11 protein-coding genes and 1 pseudogene are annotated in these 13,017 nt (G+C 59.4%); 6 read left to right on the top strand and 6 right to left on the bottom strand.

Annotated features, from left to right (window positions below; translation table 11 throughout):
- Window positions 1–8: 8 nt before the first annotated feature.
- Both AC1DUB_RS21890 and AC1DUB_RS21885 read right to left on the bottom strand, forming a co-directional pair.
- Window positions 9–845, bottom strand: coding sequence for a carbon-nitrogen hydrolase family protein (locus AC1DUB_RS21890; protein ID WP_477731289.1), 837 nt, complete (start codon window positions 843–845; stop codon window positions 9–11).
- Window positions 842–1,723: a beta-keto acid cleavage family enzyme gene (locus tag AC1DUB_RS21885; protein WP_477731288.1), complete on the bottom strand. Its 882-nt coding sequence runs from the start codon at window positions 1,721–1,723 to the stop codon at window positions 842–844. Before AC1DUB_RS21885 ends, AC1DUB_RS21890 begins: the two co-directional genes overlap by 4 nt.
- A 290-nt stretch (window positions 1,724–2,013) precedes the next feature.
- Between AC1DUB_RS21885 and AC1DUB_RS21880 the strand changes: the two genes are divergently transcribed.
- From AC1DUB_RS21880 to AC1DUB_RS21870, 3 genes are read left to right on the top strand one after another with little or no spacing between them, the layout of a single operon-like run.
- Entirely contained in the window at window positions 2,014–3,084 is a 1,071-nt protein-coding gene (locus AC1DUB_RS21880) for a zinc-dependent alcohol dehydrogenase family protein (RefSeq protein WP_477731287.1), read from the top strand.
- A gap of 35 nt (window positions 3,085–3,119) precedes the next feature.
- Window positions 3,120–4,616 (top strand): aldehyde dehydrogenase family protein, encoded by a 1,497-nt coding sequence (locus AC1DUB_RS21875; RefSeq protein ID WP_477731286.1) that lies wholly within the window; start codon window positions 3,120–3,122, stop codon window positions 4,614–4,616.
- Between the two features lie 17 nt (window positions 4,617–4,633).
- Window positions 4,634–5,134 (top strand): nuclear transport factor 2 family protein, encoded by a 501-nt coding sequence (locus AC1DUB_RS21870; RefSeq protein ID WP_477731285.1) that lies wholly within the window; start codon window positions 4,634–4,636, stop codon window positions 5,132–5,134.
- Window positions 5,135–5,163: 29 nt separating this feature from the next.
- Here the strand turns inward: AC1DUB_RS21870 and AC1DUB_RS21865 are convergent, their stop codons facing one another.
- From AC1DUB_RS21865 to AC1DUB_RS21850, 4 genes are all read right to left on the bottom strand, one after another.
- A complete protein-coding gene (locus tag AC1DUB_RS21865) occupies window positions 5,164–6,132 on the bottom strand; it encodes a Bug family tripartite tricarboxylate transporter substrate binding protein (RefSeq protein ID WP_477731284.1) in 969 nt (322 codons plus the stop codon).
- Window positions 6,133–6,233: 101 nt separating this feature from the next.
- Window positions 6,234–7,628: an MmgE/PrpD family protein gene (locus tag AC1DUB_RS21860; protein WP_477731283.1), complete on the bottom strand. Its 1,395-nt coding sequence runs from the start codon at window positions 7,626–7,628 to the stop codon at window positions 6,234–6,236.
- Between the two features lie 52 nt (window positions 7,629–7,680).
- A complete protein-coding gene (locus AC1DUB_RS21855; RefSeq protein WP_477731282.1) occupies window positions 7,681–8,001 on the bottom strand; it encodes a hypothetical protein in 321 nt (106 codons plus the stop codon).
- Between the two features lie 79 nt (window positions 8,002–8,080).
- Window positions 8,081–8,557, bottom strand: coding sequence for a YciI family protein (locus AC1DUB_RS21850; protein ID WP_477731281.1), 477 nt, complete (start codon window positions 8,555–8,557; stop codon window positions 8,081–8,083).
- A gap of 280 nt (window positions 8,558–8,837) precedes the next feature.
- On the opposite strand from AC1DUB_RS21850, the gene AC1DUB_RS21845 reads away from it, so the two are divergent.
- The 3 genes and pseudogenes from AC1DUB_RS21845 to AC1DUB_RS21835 form a co-directional block, all read left to right on the top strand.
- The gene (locus AC1DUB_RS21845; protein WP_477731280.1) at window positions 8,838–9,821 is read left to right on the top strand and encodes a Bug family tripartite tricarboxylate transporter substrate binding protein; all 984 of its coding nucleotides are present in this window, start codon (window positions 8,838–8,840) and stop codon (window positions 9,819–9,821) included.
- Between the two features lie 9 nt (window positions 9,822–9,830).
- On the top strand, window positions 9,831–11,447 hold the full coding sequence (locus AC1DUB_RS21840) for a GMC family oxidoreductase (RefSeq protein WP_477731279.1): 1,617 nt from the start codon (window positions 9,831–9,833) through the stop codon (window positions 11,445–11,447).
- Window positions 11,448–11,786: 339 nt separating this feature from the next.
- Window positions 11,787–12,776: pseudogene (locus AC1DUB_RS21835) on the top strand (DUF4158 domain-containing protein); the annotation flags it as partial.
- Between the last annotated feature and the right edge of the window lie 241 nt (window positions 12,777–13,017).

Raw genomic sequence — 13,017 nt, 5'->3', positions numbered from 1 at the left:
GTCTCGGGTTAGCCCGCCTGCGCGAGCTGGAAAATTCGGTCGTGGCTGAGTGATGGAATACGCGATCGTGCCAGCGCTACCTGGCCGAGGTCGATCGGCGCACAGATCACCTCGGGCGATTCCCCGGCGTCCGCCAGCACCTGGCCATTCGGGTCGATGATCATCGCGTGTCCGTAGGTCTGGTGGCCGCCGGGATGTTCGCCACAGGTCGCCGGAGCGATCACATAGGCGCCATTTTCGATGGCCCGCGCTTGCAGCAGGGCTTTCCAGTGCACAGTGCCGGTCTGCCGCGTGAACGCCGCGGGGACGGCAAGCACCTCGGCACCGGCCTGTGCCAATGTGCGGTAGAGCTGTGGAAAACGGACGTCGTAACAGACCGACATGCCGATGCTGGCCCATGGGGTCCGTGCCACCACGGCGCGGTCTCCCGGCGTATAGGCCGATGATTCGCGAATCACCCTGCCGTTCTTCAGTGTGGCGTCGAACATGTGGATCTTGTCGTAGCTCGCCACCACATCACCACTGGAGGACAAAAGGAAAGAGCGGTTGACCAGACGGCCCTCCGGACCCTTCAGCGCCAGCGAGCCGACCAGCATCCACACCTGGTGCTTGGTGGCCATCTTCTGCAGCTTCCGCAGGGACGGATCGGCTTCCTCCTCCTCGGCATTGGCCCGCATCGCAGTGCCGCTGACATGGAGAAAGGTGGCGTACTCCGGCAAGGCGACCAGTGCCGCGCCCTGTTCCTTTGCGGACCTGACGCCATCCAGCACCCGGGCCAGGTTGGCGGCCCGGTCTTCCCCGGGACACAGTTGCACGCAGCCCACGATGAATGGAGCGGCGCTCATCCCCCGTGGATTCCCAACATGGCGCGTGCTTCCGCGGGTGTCGCCAGGCGGCTGCCTATCAAGTCGACAATGTTGGCGGCCTTGCGTACCAGCGAAGCGTTGTCGGGTGCAAGTTCCCCCTTGGCGATGTAGAGGTTGTCTTCAAGCCCGACGCGGATGTGGCCCCCAAGGATCAGAGCCTGCGCCACCATGGGGAACTGCGAACGTCCCACGCCGAAGGCCGCCCATTCGGCGCCCTGCGGCAACATGCTCTTCATCGCGGCCAGCACCTCCGTGGTGGCCGGGGCACCCCAGGGCACGCCCATGACCATCTGGAACAGGGGCTTGTCGTCGAGCAGGCCGCGGCGAATCATGTCCAGGGCCAGGGCGATATGACCGGTGTCGAAGACTTCGAGTTCTGGCTTGACCCCTGCGCTGCGAATCGCCGCCGCGATGGTCTCGACATGGCCCGGCACGTTGATCAATGCACCCTTGCCGAAATTCAGCGTGCCCATGTCGAGGCTGCAGATGTCCGGCTTCAGCGCGACGATGTGCTGCACCCGTTCGAGCGGAGGGCGCAGGTTCGACCCTGGCTGCGCCTGGTTGGTTTCGGTGTCGCTCGGCACGAAGCGGGCTCCGGGGCCCGTGGTCAGGTTGATGATGACGTCGCTGCCGCTGTCCCGGATCCGGTCAACGACCTCGCGGTACAGCGCCAGCTCCATGCTTGGCTTGCCGGTCTCCGGGTTGCGGACATGGATGTGGGCAATGGCCGCACCGGCCTTGCAGGACTCGATCGCGGCGTGGGCGATCTGCTCAGGGGTGACGGGCACGGCCTGGAATCGGCCTGCGGTGTCGTCGCCGCCTGTGACCGCGCAGGTCAGGATGACTGGTTGTTTCAAGGGAATTCCTCAGGTCTGGATGATATTTGCAAATTATCCTGACGACAAACTGTTTTGTCAATAAGTCCCGCATATTGGGATTTATGATAAATTTGAGATGGGGCGCTTGGCTGACCCAAGTCGACGCAAGACGTGATCCAGCCCACGATTCGTGTCAACAAGAACTTGCCTTCATCATCCTGTGCTTATAAAATAATCTCGCAAAACGGGACTATATTATAGAAAGCGCCGCTTCTTGCCTGCCCGTGCGTGCGACTGGACGGCACTGTCGAACTCAACCAGGAGATTCAATGCGTGGAGTCGTTTTCATGGGCCATCGGCATCTGGAGCTGATGGAATTCAAGGATCCAGAGCCTGGACCGGACAGCGTGGTCATCGAGATCAAGGCTTCCGGGTTTTGCGGCAGCGACCTGCATCACTACCGAGGTCCCCGCGGCGAGTCGCTGCGTGTGAAGAGCCCAGAGTTCCTGCGCGAGCGCGGGCTCAGCTTCGAGGACCCGATCATCGCGGGACACGAACCCTGCGGTATCGTGGCAGAGATCGGGAAAAACGTTGATCCCAAGGCGTTTTCCAAGGGCGATCGCGTCATGGTCTACCACTATGACGGATGCCGCTACTGCGATCAATGCCGTACAGGCTGGGTGCAAATGTGCGAGCGGGGCTCCACGGTCTACGGACAGACCGCGCATGGCGGCCACGCGCACTACATGAAGGCACCTGCCAAATCCCTGATCCATCTGCCTTCTGAGATCAGCTTTGCGGCGGGGGCCGCGGTGTCTTGCGGCACCGGCACCGCGTTCGCCGCACTCGAACGCCTTGACGTGAGCGGCCGCGACACGTTGGCCGTGTTTGGTCTCGGCCCGGTCGGCCTTTCGGCCATCCAGCTGGCGAAGGCCATGGGTGTCCGCACAGTGGCTGTGGATGTATCGGCGGAGCGTGTGGCCCGCGCACTTGCATTTGGCGCCACCGCGGCATTCGATTCGAGCCAATGCGATCCGGTCGAGGCCATCATGCAATGGAGTGCGGGCAAGGGCGTCTCTACCGCCATCGACTGCGCAGGGGTGGCCGCGGCTCGCCATGCGGCTGTGCGCGCGACTTCAACCTGGGGACGCATTGCCTTCGTCGGTGTCGGCGGTAATGTGTCTTTCGATGTGACAGCCGACCTGATCCTTCGACAGCGCACCGTCATCGGGCACCTCACGTTCTCCGATGTCGCCATGGCCCGCTGCGTCCGCTTCGTGGCTGACCACGGCATCGACCTGGACCAACAGTTCAGCGACCGCTGGACCCTGGACGATGCCGCGCTCGCCTACCAGGAATTCGACAAGCAGACCGCGGGTAAAGCCGTATTCGAGTTCTGAACGCACTCTTCAGCAGCACCTTCAAGGATCATCCGTTGAACGCCATCTCCACCGAAACCCACGCCAGCCCGTTTCTGGCGGAACGCAACAAGAAGCATTTTGTCGACGGCCGATGGGTGGGCTCCGCGTCCGGCGAATGCATCGACACATTCAATCCCGCGACCGGCGGCCTGCTGGCCACCCTGGCCAGGGGCCGGCACGACGAGATCGATCGGGCGGTGGGGGCTGCCCGGCGTGCTTTCGAAGGCCCATGGCGGCGGTTTACTCCGGCACAGCGGCAGCGGCTGATCATGCGTTTCGCCGAGCTCTTCGATCAGCATTTCGAGGAACTCACGCTGCTCGAATCGCTCGACATGGGGGCACCGCTGCACACGCGGCTGCGGCCGGGCAAAACGGCGATGTTGCAAACCATCCTCTACTACGCGGCGCAGGCCAGAAATATCCAGGGTGAAACGCCCCACAACTCCTTGCCCGGTCAGGTCACGACGACGATCGTCAAGGCGCCCGTCGGCGTGGTGGGGGCAATCATTCCCTGGAATGGGCCGCTGTTCGCGCAAATGCATGTCCTCGGCCCCGTGCTCGCGACGGGCTGCACGGCGGTCATCAAGCCCGCTGAAGATGCGTCGTTGACCATCCTGCGTACGGCCGAATTGCTGATGGAGGCCGGGCTGCCTCCGGGGGTCGTCAACGTGGTCACGGGTATCGGCGCCGAGGCCGGCGCGGCGCTGGCGGCACACCCTGACGTCAACCGCATCGCCTTCACCGGTTCGACCGCGATAGGCCGGGAAATCATCAAGGCCTCCGCCGGTAACATGAAGCGCTTGCAGCTCGAGCTGGGCGGCAAGTCGCCGGACATTGTGTTCGCCGATGCCGACCTGGACAAGGCCATCCCCGGCGTGGCGATGGGGGTGTATGCCAACAGTGGCCAAATCTGCTTCGCCGGCACCCGCGTGTTCGTGCAGCGTGGCATTCAGGCAGAGTTTCTGGAGCGGATGAGTGCTTTCAGCAAGACGCTGAAGGTGGGCGACCCCCTTGCCTCGGACACGGTATTGGGGCCCCTGATCTCGCAACGGCAGCTCGACCGGGTTTTGGGCTATGTCGAGCAAGGGAAGGGGGAGGGCGCGGCGCTGGTCTCGGGTGGCAAGCGCCTCCTGGGCGAGTTGGCCAATGGCTACTATCTGGAACCTACTGTTTTCGGCAACGTGGCCAACCACATGGCGGTGGCGCAGGAAGAAATTTTCGGGCCAGTCGCGTCGGTCATCCCCTTCGATACGTCCGATGACGTGCTGGCTCTGGCCAATGCCACGCCGTATGGCTTGGCCAGCGGCGTGTGGTCCTCCAATGTGAACACCGTGATGAAGATGGTCCATGGCATCCAGGCCGGCACGGTATGGGTCAACTGCTACGGTCTGGTGGATCCGGCCGTAGGTTTCGGCGGTTACAAGGAAAGCGGCTATGGCTGGAAAGGCGGGGCGGCCCAGATCGACGGCTACCTGTTCCAGAAGGCGGCCTACATCAACGTCGCTGCGTGATGCGCGAGCACATCGAAATGAAGCCACTCGACGTCCAGGCACTGATCGACCGCGCAGCAATTCAAGATGTTTTGATGCAGTATTTCAGCGCTGTAGATGCTGGCGACAAGCGCGCTGTACGGGCGTGTTTTACCGAAGACGTCTTGGCGCAATACGAGGGGAGGCCGGTGATTCGCGGCGTCGATGCATTGCTCGCACAGATTGTGCTCTTCGAGAATCTGGCGTCAGGTGCCTGCCGGATTTCCACCCATTTCGCTGGCAACCTGCGCTTCAAGGATGTGCAGCTTCAGCGGGCGGAAACTGAGCTGAATGCCTTTGCCTGCCTCGTCGATGAGGGCGGGGCCACGGTCGCCATCCGAAGCCTGCGCTACTTCGACCAGCTGCGCAAAGAAAATGGCGAGTGGAAAATTGCCGCACGCCTTCACACGCTGGATTGGTCGACGTCGGCGCACTGCGCTTTTGCGAGGCGGTTTGCTGAGAAGTTGACGGTAGTGAGCTTGTCAACAGGCAAGAGTTAGCAGATGTTTTCCGAGAGCGAGTCAGAGCCTCAATCCATCGTCAACTTACGCTCGACCACCACGCGCCGCAGTGCGGTGTAGATATCCTGAATTTCCTTTGCGAACTCTTGAGGCGAGCCGGCCACCACCATGGCGCCTCCACCTTCGATCTTGCTTTTCACCGTGGGATCGATGCCTGCCCGACGCGTTGCTTCATTGATTTTCTGGACGATGTCCAGAGGCAAGTCCTTGGGCCCCAACAGGCCGTAGTGGTTCATGAAATTCAGCGCAGGAAGGCCCACCTCCGCGAACGTCGGTACGTCCGGCAGCACGCTGAGCCGAGCAGGTGAAGTGAGCACAAGCGGAATCAGGCGACCGTCCTTGATGAAAGGGAGTGCGGATGTAATGCCATCTGCAATGACGTCAACCTGCCCAGCTGTCACTGCGATCAACGCAGGGCCAGCTCCCCGGAATGGGATGTGAACAATGGAGGTGCCAGTCAGCAGTTTGAAAAGCTCGATCTGCAGATGTGCAATTCCGCCGATGCCAGGTGTGCCATACGTATAGCGGCCTGGGTTCCGTTTGACCTCGGCGACGAACTCACGAAAATTTCGAGCGGGAAATCCGGAACGGACACACAGGATTTGGGCTCCGCCCGCCACGTTGACAATTGGAGTCAGATCCTTGATCGGGTCGTAACCGGCTTTGGGATTAATCGCGGGGATGGCCCACACCGACAGCGAGGCCATGAGGAGCGTATAGCCGTCCGCCGGAGCACGGACCACTTCCATCGTCCCGATAGCCCCACCTGCACCGCCGCGGTTGTCGATGATGATCGGCTGGCCAAGATGTTGTGACAGCGAACCGACAACGATGCGCGACACAAAATCCACCGAACCTCCGGGCGCGAACGGAACAATCAGCTTGATCGGTCTGCTGGGATAGGTCGCTGCATGGGTACACCGGACAGGAAGTGCGGCTGCCGCGAGGCTTGTCGTGAGTAAAGTTCTACGTCGCATGGGTCATCCAGACAAATTCAATAAATCCCTAACAGTGGGAATAAATTATTGTCGCAGGGACCGGAAGCTTGCCGGCCCTGGGTTTTCCCTGCGTCGGCAACCTATTGAAATAGTTCAAAGAATTTGGAGCAGCTGGTTTCCGCATCCAGACTTGCTCCAATGGCCATGGCAGTCGCCAGCTGCTCTGAGGTTCTGGGCACCATTGCAACCGCGTTGCATTCTTCGAATTTTTGCCGGATCGATGCCCAGTCCATGGGTGCGCTGGGGCTTCCCGGCACGTCGACGCCAGTTCTGGAAAGAGTTCGGCCGTCCGTGGTGAGTATTTCGATGTGGCCAAGCGGCATCTCTGCTTTCCAGTCGAATGCACTGTTCGGAACCGGAATGACCTTCTGCGCCATGGCCAGCACCACCGGATTTCTCAGCTCGGCAACCGTGAAGTCGACGAGACCCAGGCCACGCTTGGCGGCTGCGACCGCAACCAGAAATGGCAGGCTGAACTTCGCATCGACGAGTGTTGCAGGTGCGCGGCGTGATGCTACCGGCTCGCACATCGTCTGGTGATAGTCGCCAACGTGCACCCTGACTGCTTGGATATCCTCTGGCCGGAGCTTGTGTTCTACAACGAGACCGATCGTGGCATGAATATGGCTGTGAGAGGTTCCCACGGCCGGCCAACGCTTGAACAAAGTCCGGTCGCCGATGTATTGCTGTCCAAGCCCTTGCAGGATGGCTTCACGGTTGTATTGACCCCCGAAGTACATTTGAAAGAGCCCATGAGGACCTTCGAAAACTTTTGGAACGCCGGGGACATTTTTTTCTGCGAGCAACGTCGCCAGGACCGCACCCTTGGCGGAAAAGCCGGCGTACATGGCGCGGAGGTCGCTGCCCACGGAGTTGATGACTTCCATCGTGCCACTGCACTGCATCAGGGCGATTCCAAGCGCATGTCGGGTCTGGTCACGGGACAATTTCAAAACACGACTGGCGGATGCGGTGGCGCAAAAAACGCCCACCACGGTTGAGAAGTTCCAATCCTTTCTCCAGCCAAGATTTTGAATGAAGCGGTTGAAGAGGTCATGGCCGATCGCAATGGAGGTGATGAGTTCCTTGCCGCTCACCGTGCCCACCCGCTGCGCCAGGGCAATCACCGCCGGTAGCACCGAGCTGCCACCGTGCTGGCCCCAAGGCGACTGATCATCAAAATCCAGGCTGTGAGCCATCGCACCGTTTGCAAATGCCGCCATCACGGCAGAGGTCCGGAATCCGCAGCCGACCACCATGCACTCCGGCTTGCCACCGGTTTCCTTGGCCACCTCAATGGCGCCTTGAACGGCGGGTTCCAGGCCACTTGCCGCAAGGGTCACGCCAAGGTGGTCGATCAGCGCCATTTTTGCGGAGACGACCACACTAGGCGCCAACTTCTCGAAGTGAGAAGAGACGACGTAGTCGGCAAAATTCTCGCAAAGATCGGAGGCTACATTGGTCAGAGGAATCATAGGTGTGATCCAAGTCAGAGGGGAGCAGGCCGCGTGATGCGCAGGTAACGGCTCAACTGGCCACAAAGCTGCGGTGGGCTTCTTCGATCCAGTCGAGTGCCTGTGCGGCTTGTGGCAGCACGAAGGTCACGCCAATGCCGGCCAGGATGACGCGCTCCAGCTGTTCCTTCGCCACTTTCATCTCGAAGAGTCGGATGGCGTGTAGCTTGAACGGCACCTCATGGCCCAGAAGGGCGAGCTGGGACGTGACCACGACCTCGCACCAGCGGCGTTCATCGGCGTCTTCGAACTGCAGCAGGGCGCTGCGCATTTCCTTGTAGCGCGTGACAGCGGCCGGGTTGACTTCGGCGACGCGTACGGTCGATGCCTTCATAGTGTTTTTTCTTTCATGTTGGGGTACGCAAGCTGTCTTTTCAGTAACGCGCTCAACCTGAGAGCGTCACCACACTGCGCTAGACGCGTCGATGGTCGAACACAAACTTTTTCCATCGAACAATGGTGTAGCTGTTGAAGATTCCGTGGACAAAAAAAGGATCATGTTCGATGTAGTCCACGGCTTCCTGTCGGCTTTGCACGTCGAGCAGAATCAAGCCGCCATTGGGGAAATCGTCATCGTCGGGGAAAAGCCCCCCGCTGGCGATGATGCGGTCTGCATTGCTGGACACATAGTCGATGTGTATCTGGCGAAGACTACTCTTCCTGGATTTATCGGTTTGTGGGTCGTCGAAAAATGTGATGGCAAAGGGCATGTCTGGCTTTCGGTGTGCAACTGTGTTCAGTAATGGATCAGGGTGTTTGGAGCCGCTGGCTTGGACGAGGTGCACTTTCTGCTCATTGAAGATCTCAGCCAGCGTTCCACTTCGTCCACCGACGATGAATCGAGCGCTCAGGTTACGACCTTCCAAAGCTGAACCGCGCGGTTGGCACATCGCGCGGCGCCAACTGTGAGGCAGCTGACTTTAGACGTTCGGGCTGGAGGTAGTCCATTCGTAAATTGTTGACCAGCCGTAAGCCGAACTTACCGTGGCTCGCTGCAATTCCTCTTGTCAAGCTTTATCCGGCGCCGTAAAATTTATCCCGTTATATGGGACTTGGTTAAGCATGGCAGATGCGAGAACGGTTTGAACTCAGAGCGTTCCCCACGCCTGCCCCACGGCTGACATCAACATTCACAACAGGCGCCGCTGGTGCGTCACAAGGAGACAGAAAATGAAGTACTTGACCTTTTTACGGACTCTCGCCATCGTGGGATGGATTTCGCTATTCATGGGCGCAGCGCACGCGCAGGCCTTCCCCACAAAGCCTATCAAGATCGTAGTGGGTTATGGGCCAGGTGGCGCAGCCGACCTGACGGCCCGAGTCTATGCAGAAAAGCTTTCTGCGGTGCTGAACACCCCGGTCATTGTTGAAAACAAGGCGGGCGCGTTCGAGCAGCTGGCGGCACAGGCCGTGCTGGCGTCCCCGCCCGATGGCCACATGCTTTGGTTGGGTACGGCTGGTGCATTGACGATGGGGCCGGGTGTCCGCTCAGACATACCGTATGACGTGATCAAGAACTTCACTCAGGTTGCGAGGATCGGCGAAGTTGAAGCTGTTCTTGCTGTCCGAAACGAGCTGCCCGTAAATTCCCTTCCCGAGTTGATCAGTTATGCCAAGGCGAACCCGAACAAATTGTTCTTCGCCACCGCGGGGGTCGGATCGGGTAACCATCTTCTTACCGAGTACATCATGAACGTGACAGGCATCAAGATGACGCACGTGCCGTTCAAGGGTGACGTCGACGTCGCACGCGAACTGACAGCGGGCACAGTTGACTTTGGCATCCCCGTTGCGGCACAGGCGGTGCCATTCGTGAACGACAAGAAGTTCAAGGCGATCGCCGTCACGGGAACGCAGCGCTTGAAGGCACTGCCCAAAGTGCCGACGATGGGTGAGAGCGTCGATGCGCTGAAGTCCTCCGGTGTTTACTCGATTTATGCTCTGTTAGGGCCGGCCGGTATTCCTGCATCAGTCGTCCAAACCTTGAACGAAGCGCTCAACAAGGTGGCCCGTATGCCAGAAGTGTCGCAGAGGCTTGACGGCATCTACGTGAAAGCCACCACCTCGGCGCCGAACGAGGTCCGCCAGTACCTTGAAACAGAGGGGAACAAGTGGCGTGAACTCGGAAAGACATTGAATATCAAGTTCAACTGAATCGGTTTCATGAATTACGACTCTGCGCAGTGGGACGATATCGTCATAGGAGCAGGAAGCGCGGGCTGTGTCGTCGCTGCCCGGCTCAGCGAGAACACCTCGCGTCGCGTCCTTTTGCTGGAAGCCGGCCCGCGGGATGTCTGGCTCATGAAACCGTTTGGTCTGAGCTACTACCTCGACCTCTCTCGTTACGAGTGGGGCTTCTGGTCCCAGCCCGACTCGACGCGGAATATGCGAACCGACCACTGGCGGCGCGGACGTGTGGTCGGTGGCAGCGGCACCATCAACGGGATGAACTACGTGCGCGGCGCCCGCGCCGACTACGACCGGTGGGCTGCCATGGGCAACGTCGGTTGGTCGGCCGACGATGTCATGCCTTTGTTCCGGGACATGGAGCGCTGCGAGCCGGGCTACCACTCGCCGCCCGACTACGCCATCCGTGGGAACTCCGGGCCGCTGCCTATACGAGAGGTGCGGCACTGCCATCCGCTCACCGAGGCGTTCCTCAAAGCTGCACAGTTGGCCGGTATTCCGCAGACGCCCGACTTCAATGGTGCGCAACAAGAAGGCGTCGGCTACGGGCAGTTCAATCAGCGCCGGGGGATGCGAGTCAGCTCGGTCGATGCCTGGCTGAAGCCGGCGCTGCGGCGGCCGAACCTGCACCTGATCACGGACGCGCTCGTCACAAAACTGCTGGTCAAGAATGGCAGCGTCGAGGGAGTGACTTACGAGCGCGATGGCGTCGTAAGCCAGGTCAGGGCTGGGCGTGTGATCCTTTGTGGCGGGGCGATCAACACGCCGCAGCTGTTGATGTTGTCGGGCATCGGCGATGGGCAGGACCTGCAGTCACTTGGCATTGATGTCGCACTGCACACTCCGGGTGTGGGTCGTAACTTGATGGAGCATCCCCTCATCAGGCCGACCTGGCGCGTGAAAGGGACGAGCTACAGCCCCACGAACAACATGTTGCGGATGGCAGGCTTTGGCGCCAAGTTCTTGCTGACTGGACAAGGTCCGCTCGCGACCATCACGGAAGCCATGGCATTCCTGAGAACTTCACCTGCCGAATCCATGCCGGACGTGCACATGCTGTTTTCGGTCGCAGGCGCAGTCAACGATGACGAACGTCAGTTCTACAAAAGCCTCAAGGTGCTCCCTTATCCGTCATTCTCAATGGTGCTGGACAAGAGCTACCCCTTGAGCCGCGGCACCGTGCGGCTCGCCAGCTCAGACCCAAGGGCGGCACCATTGATCGCTCCTAACCTCCTGGCGGATCACAGGGATGTGGAAACCTTAGTGAAGGCAATTGGAATCGTGCGTCGAATCGTTTCTATGTCGCCGTTGGTCGAGATGGTGATGGATGAAGTCGAGCCGGGCGCACACGCTACATCCGAAGCAGCGCTGGTTGAGTACGTCAAGGCTCGCGCAGGGCTGGCTTATCACGCGTCGGGTACCTGCCGAATGGGAGTCGACGAACAGTCAGTGGTGACGCCGGACTTGAAGTTCAGAGGACTGGAGAATCTTTGGATCGCGGATGCGTCGGTGATGCCAGACCTGATTAGCGGAAACATCAATGCTGCATGCATGATGATTGGCGAGAAGCTTGGGCGACAACTAAGCAGATGATCCGTGACGCGCGGCGAAAAATTCGACTACTTCATCATCGGGGAGCCCATCAGCTGGAATCAACTTACGTCAGTTGGCAGTAACGTTGAATTCCGTCGAAATCTGATGCAGTGGTGGTATGAACCCCTCGATCGCGACTGCCCAGGCTGAGAGCTTTATGGGGTAATCGTATCTTTCGTGCAAATTGATACGGTTTGCGTGCAAACCCAAGCTGGATAAGGCTTGCGAGGTCACGCCTCGGTAGAAAGACCAGCAAATTTCAGCATCTTCTCGCCCAACATCGCCGCTGAATACGCTATGCATTAAAGTCTGCCAATCATCCACTCTCCGATGATTTAAATGGCCAGTTTCGAATATCGGTACATAGGCGCCGAGAGTTTGCCGGCTCGACTCTCGGAATTTGACGTTCAGCAATACTTCCGGCTGTCCAAGACGGATGTTGAGGCGATCAGTGCGCGGTTTCGGGCGGACCGGCGAGCTGGCGTGGCGGTCATGTTGCTCTTTTTGCGAGCGTCCGGGCGACCTCTTGATCGGGTGTCGACTTTGCCTCGAGCACTGCTGCACCATGTGGGAGAGGCTATTGGAGGGCGCGCGCCCACCATTGCTTCTCTGCGCAGTATCTATCAGCGTCGGCCAACCCACTATGAGCACCAGCTCTGGGCCAAGGAATACCTTGGGCTCAAAGACGTCGACAAATCCACTAGCGATTTGCTTGTCGCCTATCTGAACGCCCAAGCTAACGAAGTCAGTTCTGTGGACGAACTGGTGACCAGTGCCTGCCGCTGGCTGTATGAGCGCAAACTCCTGATTCCAAGTGACCGGCAGGTTCGCGATTTGGCGCGTAAGTGCTACGCCAATGTCGAAGCCGCCATATTGACCACGGTGCAGGCGACCGTACCTGCGAACTTGCTGGCGCGTTGTCGTGAAGTTGTTTTCAGCCCACGAAAGGACGGTTCGTCAACGACTTTGGAGTGGCTTAAAACCCCGCCAAAACGCCATAGCCCCAGCACGTTCACCGAGACGCTTGAAAAAATCAGCTTCCTGAAAGGCTTGGGCACCCACGAGTGGACATTCGACTCCATCCCGCTGGAAAAACAGCGTGGTTATGCGCAAAATATTCAGGTCAGAAGGCCGGTGATGAATCGCAGGCTGACGGATTCAAGCCAAGCCATCGAGCTGATCTTCTTCCTGCGAATCACTTTGCTGGAACTGACTGACGGGTTGATGTACCAGTCGGCCCGCAGGGTGTCCGACCTGGTGCGCCACGCCTATGAAAAAACCCAGGCCAAGCAAGCCCGGTCTTCCGTTGAATACCGTGAGCGTCTCCTTATATCTTTCAAATAGTTCAAACTTCAGTGGTCAGGACATGGTTGAGAGTCTTGATTGCTGAACCGGTTGACTCACCGCTGTGCAGCCTGTGTCTCCTGCGAGCCCGAGCTCGAATGACAGCCCAGGGCGCACGGTGGTGGTCTCTTTGTTCTGCTGCATCCCGAATGGTTGACCGAACACATTTCGTATTCATAAGGCTGGGAGCCGGAGAACTGCTATGAGTGAACCTGTTTACGTAGGT

Source organism: Polaromonas sp. P4_F9, from assembly GCF_056401235.1.
The sequence above is the reverse complement of the archived record's forward strand: the minus strand, read 5'-3'. Positions and strand labels throughout refer to the sequence as shown.

Excerpts from the sequence above, each read along its gene's own strand:
- AC1DUB_RS21890 (WP_477731289.1), bottom strand. The coding sequence starts at position 845 with ATGAGCGCCGCTCCATTCATCGTGGGCTGCGTGCAACTGTGTCCCGGG.
- AC1DUB_RS21880 (WP_477731287.1), top strand. The coding sequence starts at position 2,014 with ATGCGTGGAGTCGTTTTCATGGGCCATCGGCATCTGGAGCTGATGGAA.
- AC1DUB_RS21870 (WP_477731285.1), top strand. The coding sequence starts at position 4,634 with ATGAAGCCACTCGACGTCCAGGCACTGATCGACCGCGCAGCAATTCAA.
- AC1DUB_RS21865 (WP_477731284.1), bottom strand. The coding sequence starts at position 6,132 with ATGCGACGTAGAACTTTACTCACGACAAGCCTCGCGGCAGCCGCACTT.
- AC1DUB_RS21860 (WP_477731283.1), bottom strand. The coding sequence starts at position 7,628 with ATGATTCCTCTGACCAATGTAGCCTCCGATCTTTGCGAGAATTTTGCC.
- AC1DUB_RS21855 (WP_477731282.1), bottom strand. The coding sequence starts at position 8,001 with ATGAAGGCATCGACCGTACGCGTCGCCGAAGTCAACCCGGCCGCTGTC.
- AC1DUB_RS21850 (WP_477731281.1), bottom strand. The coding sequence starts at position 8,557 with ATGTGCCAACCGCGCGGTTCAGCTTTGGAAGGTCGTAACCTGAGCGCT.
- AC1DUB_RS21845 (WP_477731280.1), top strand. The coding sequence starts at position 8,838 with ATGAAGTACTTGACCTTTTTACGGACTCTCGCCATCGTGGGATGGATT.
- AC1DUB_RS21840 (WP_477731279.1), top strand. The coding sequence starts at position 9,831 with ATGAATTACGACTCTGCGCAGTGGGACGATATCGTCATAGGAGCAGGA.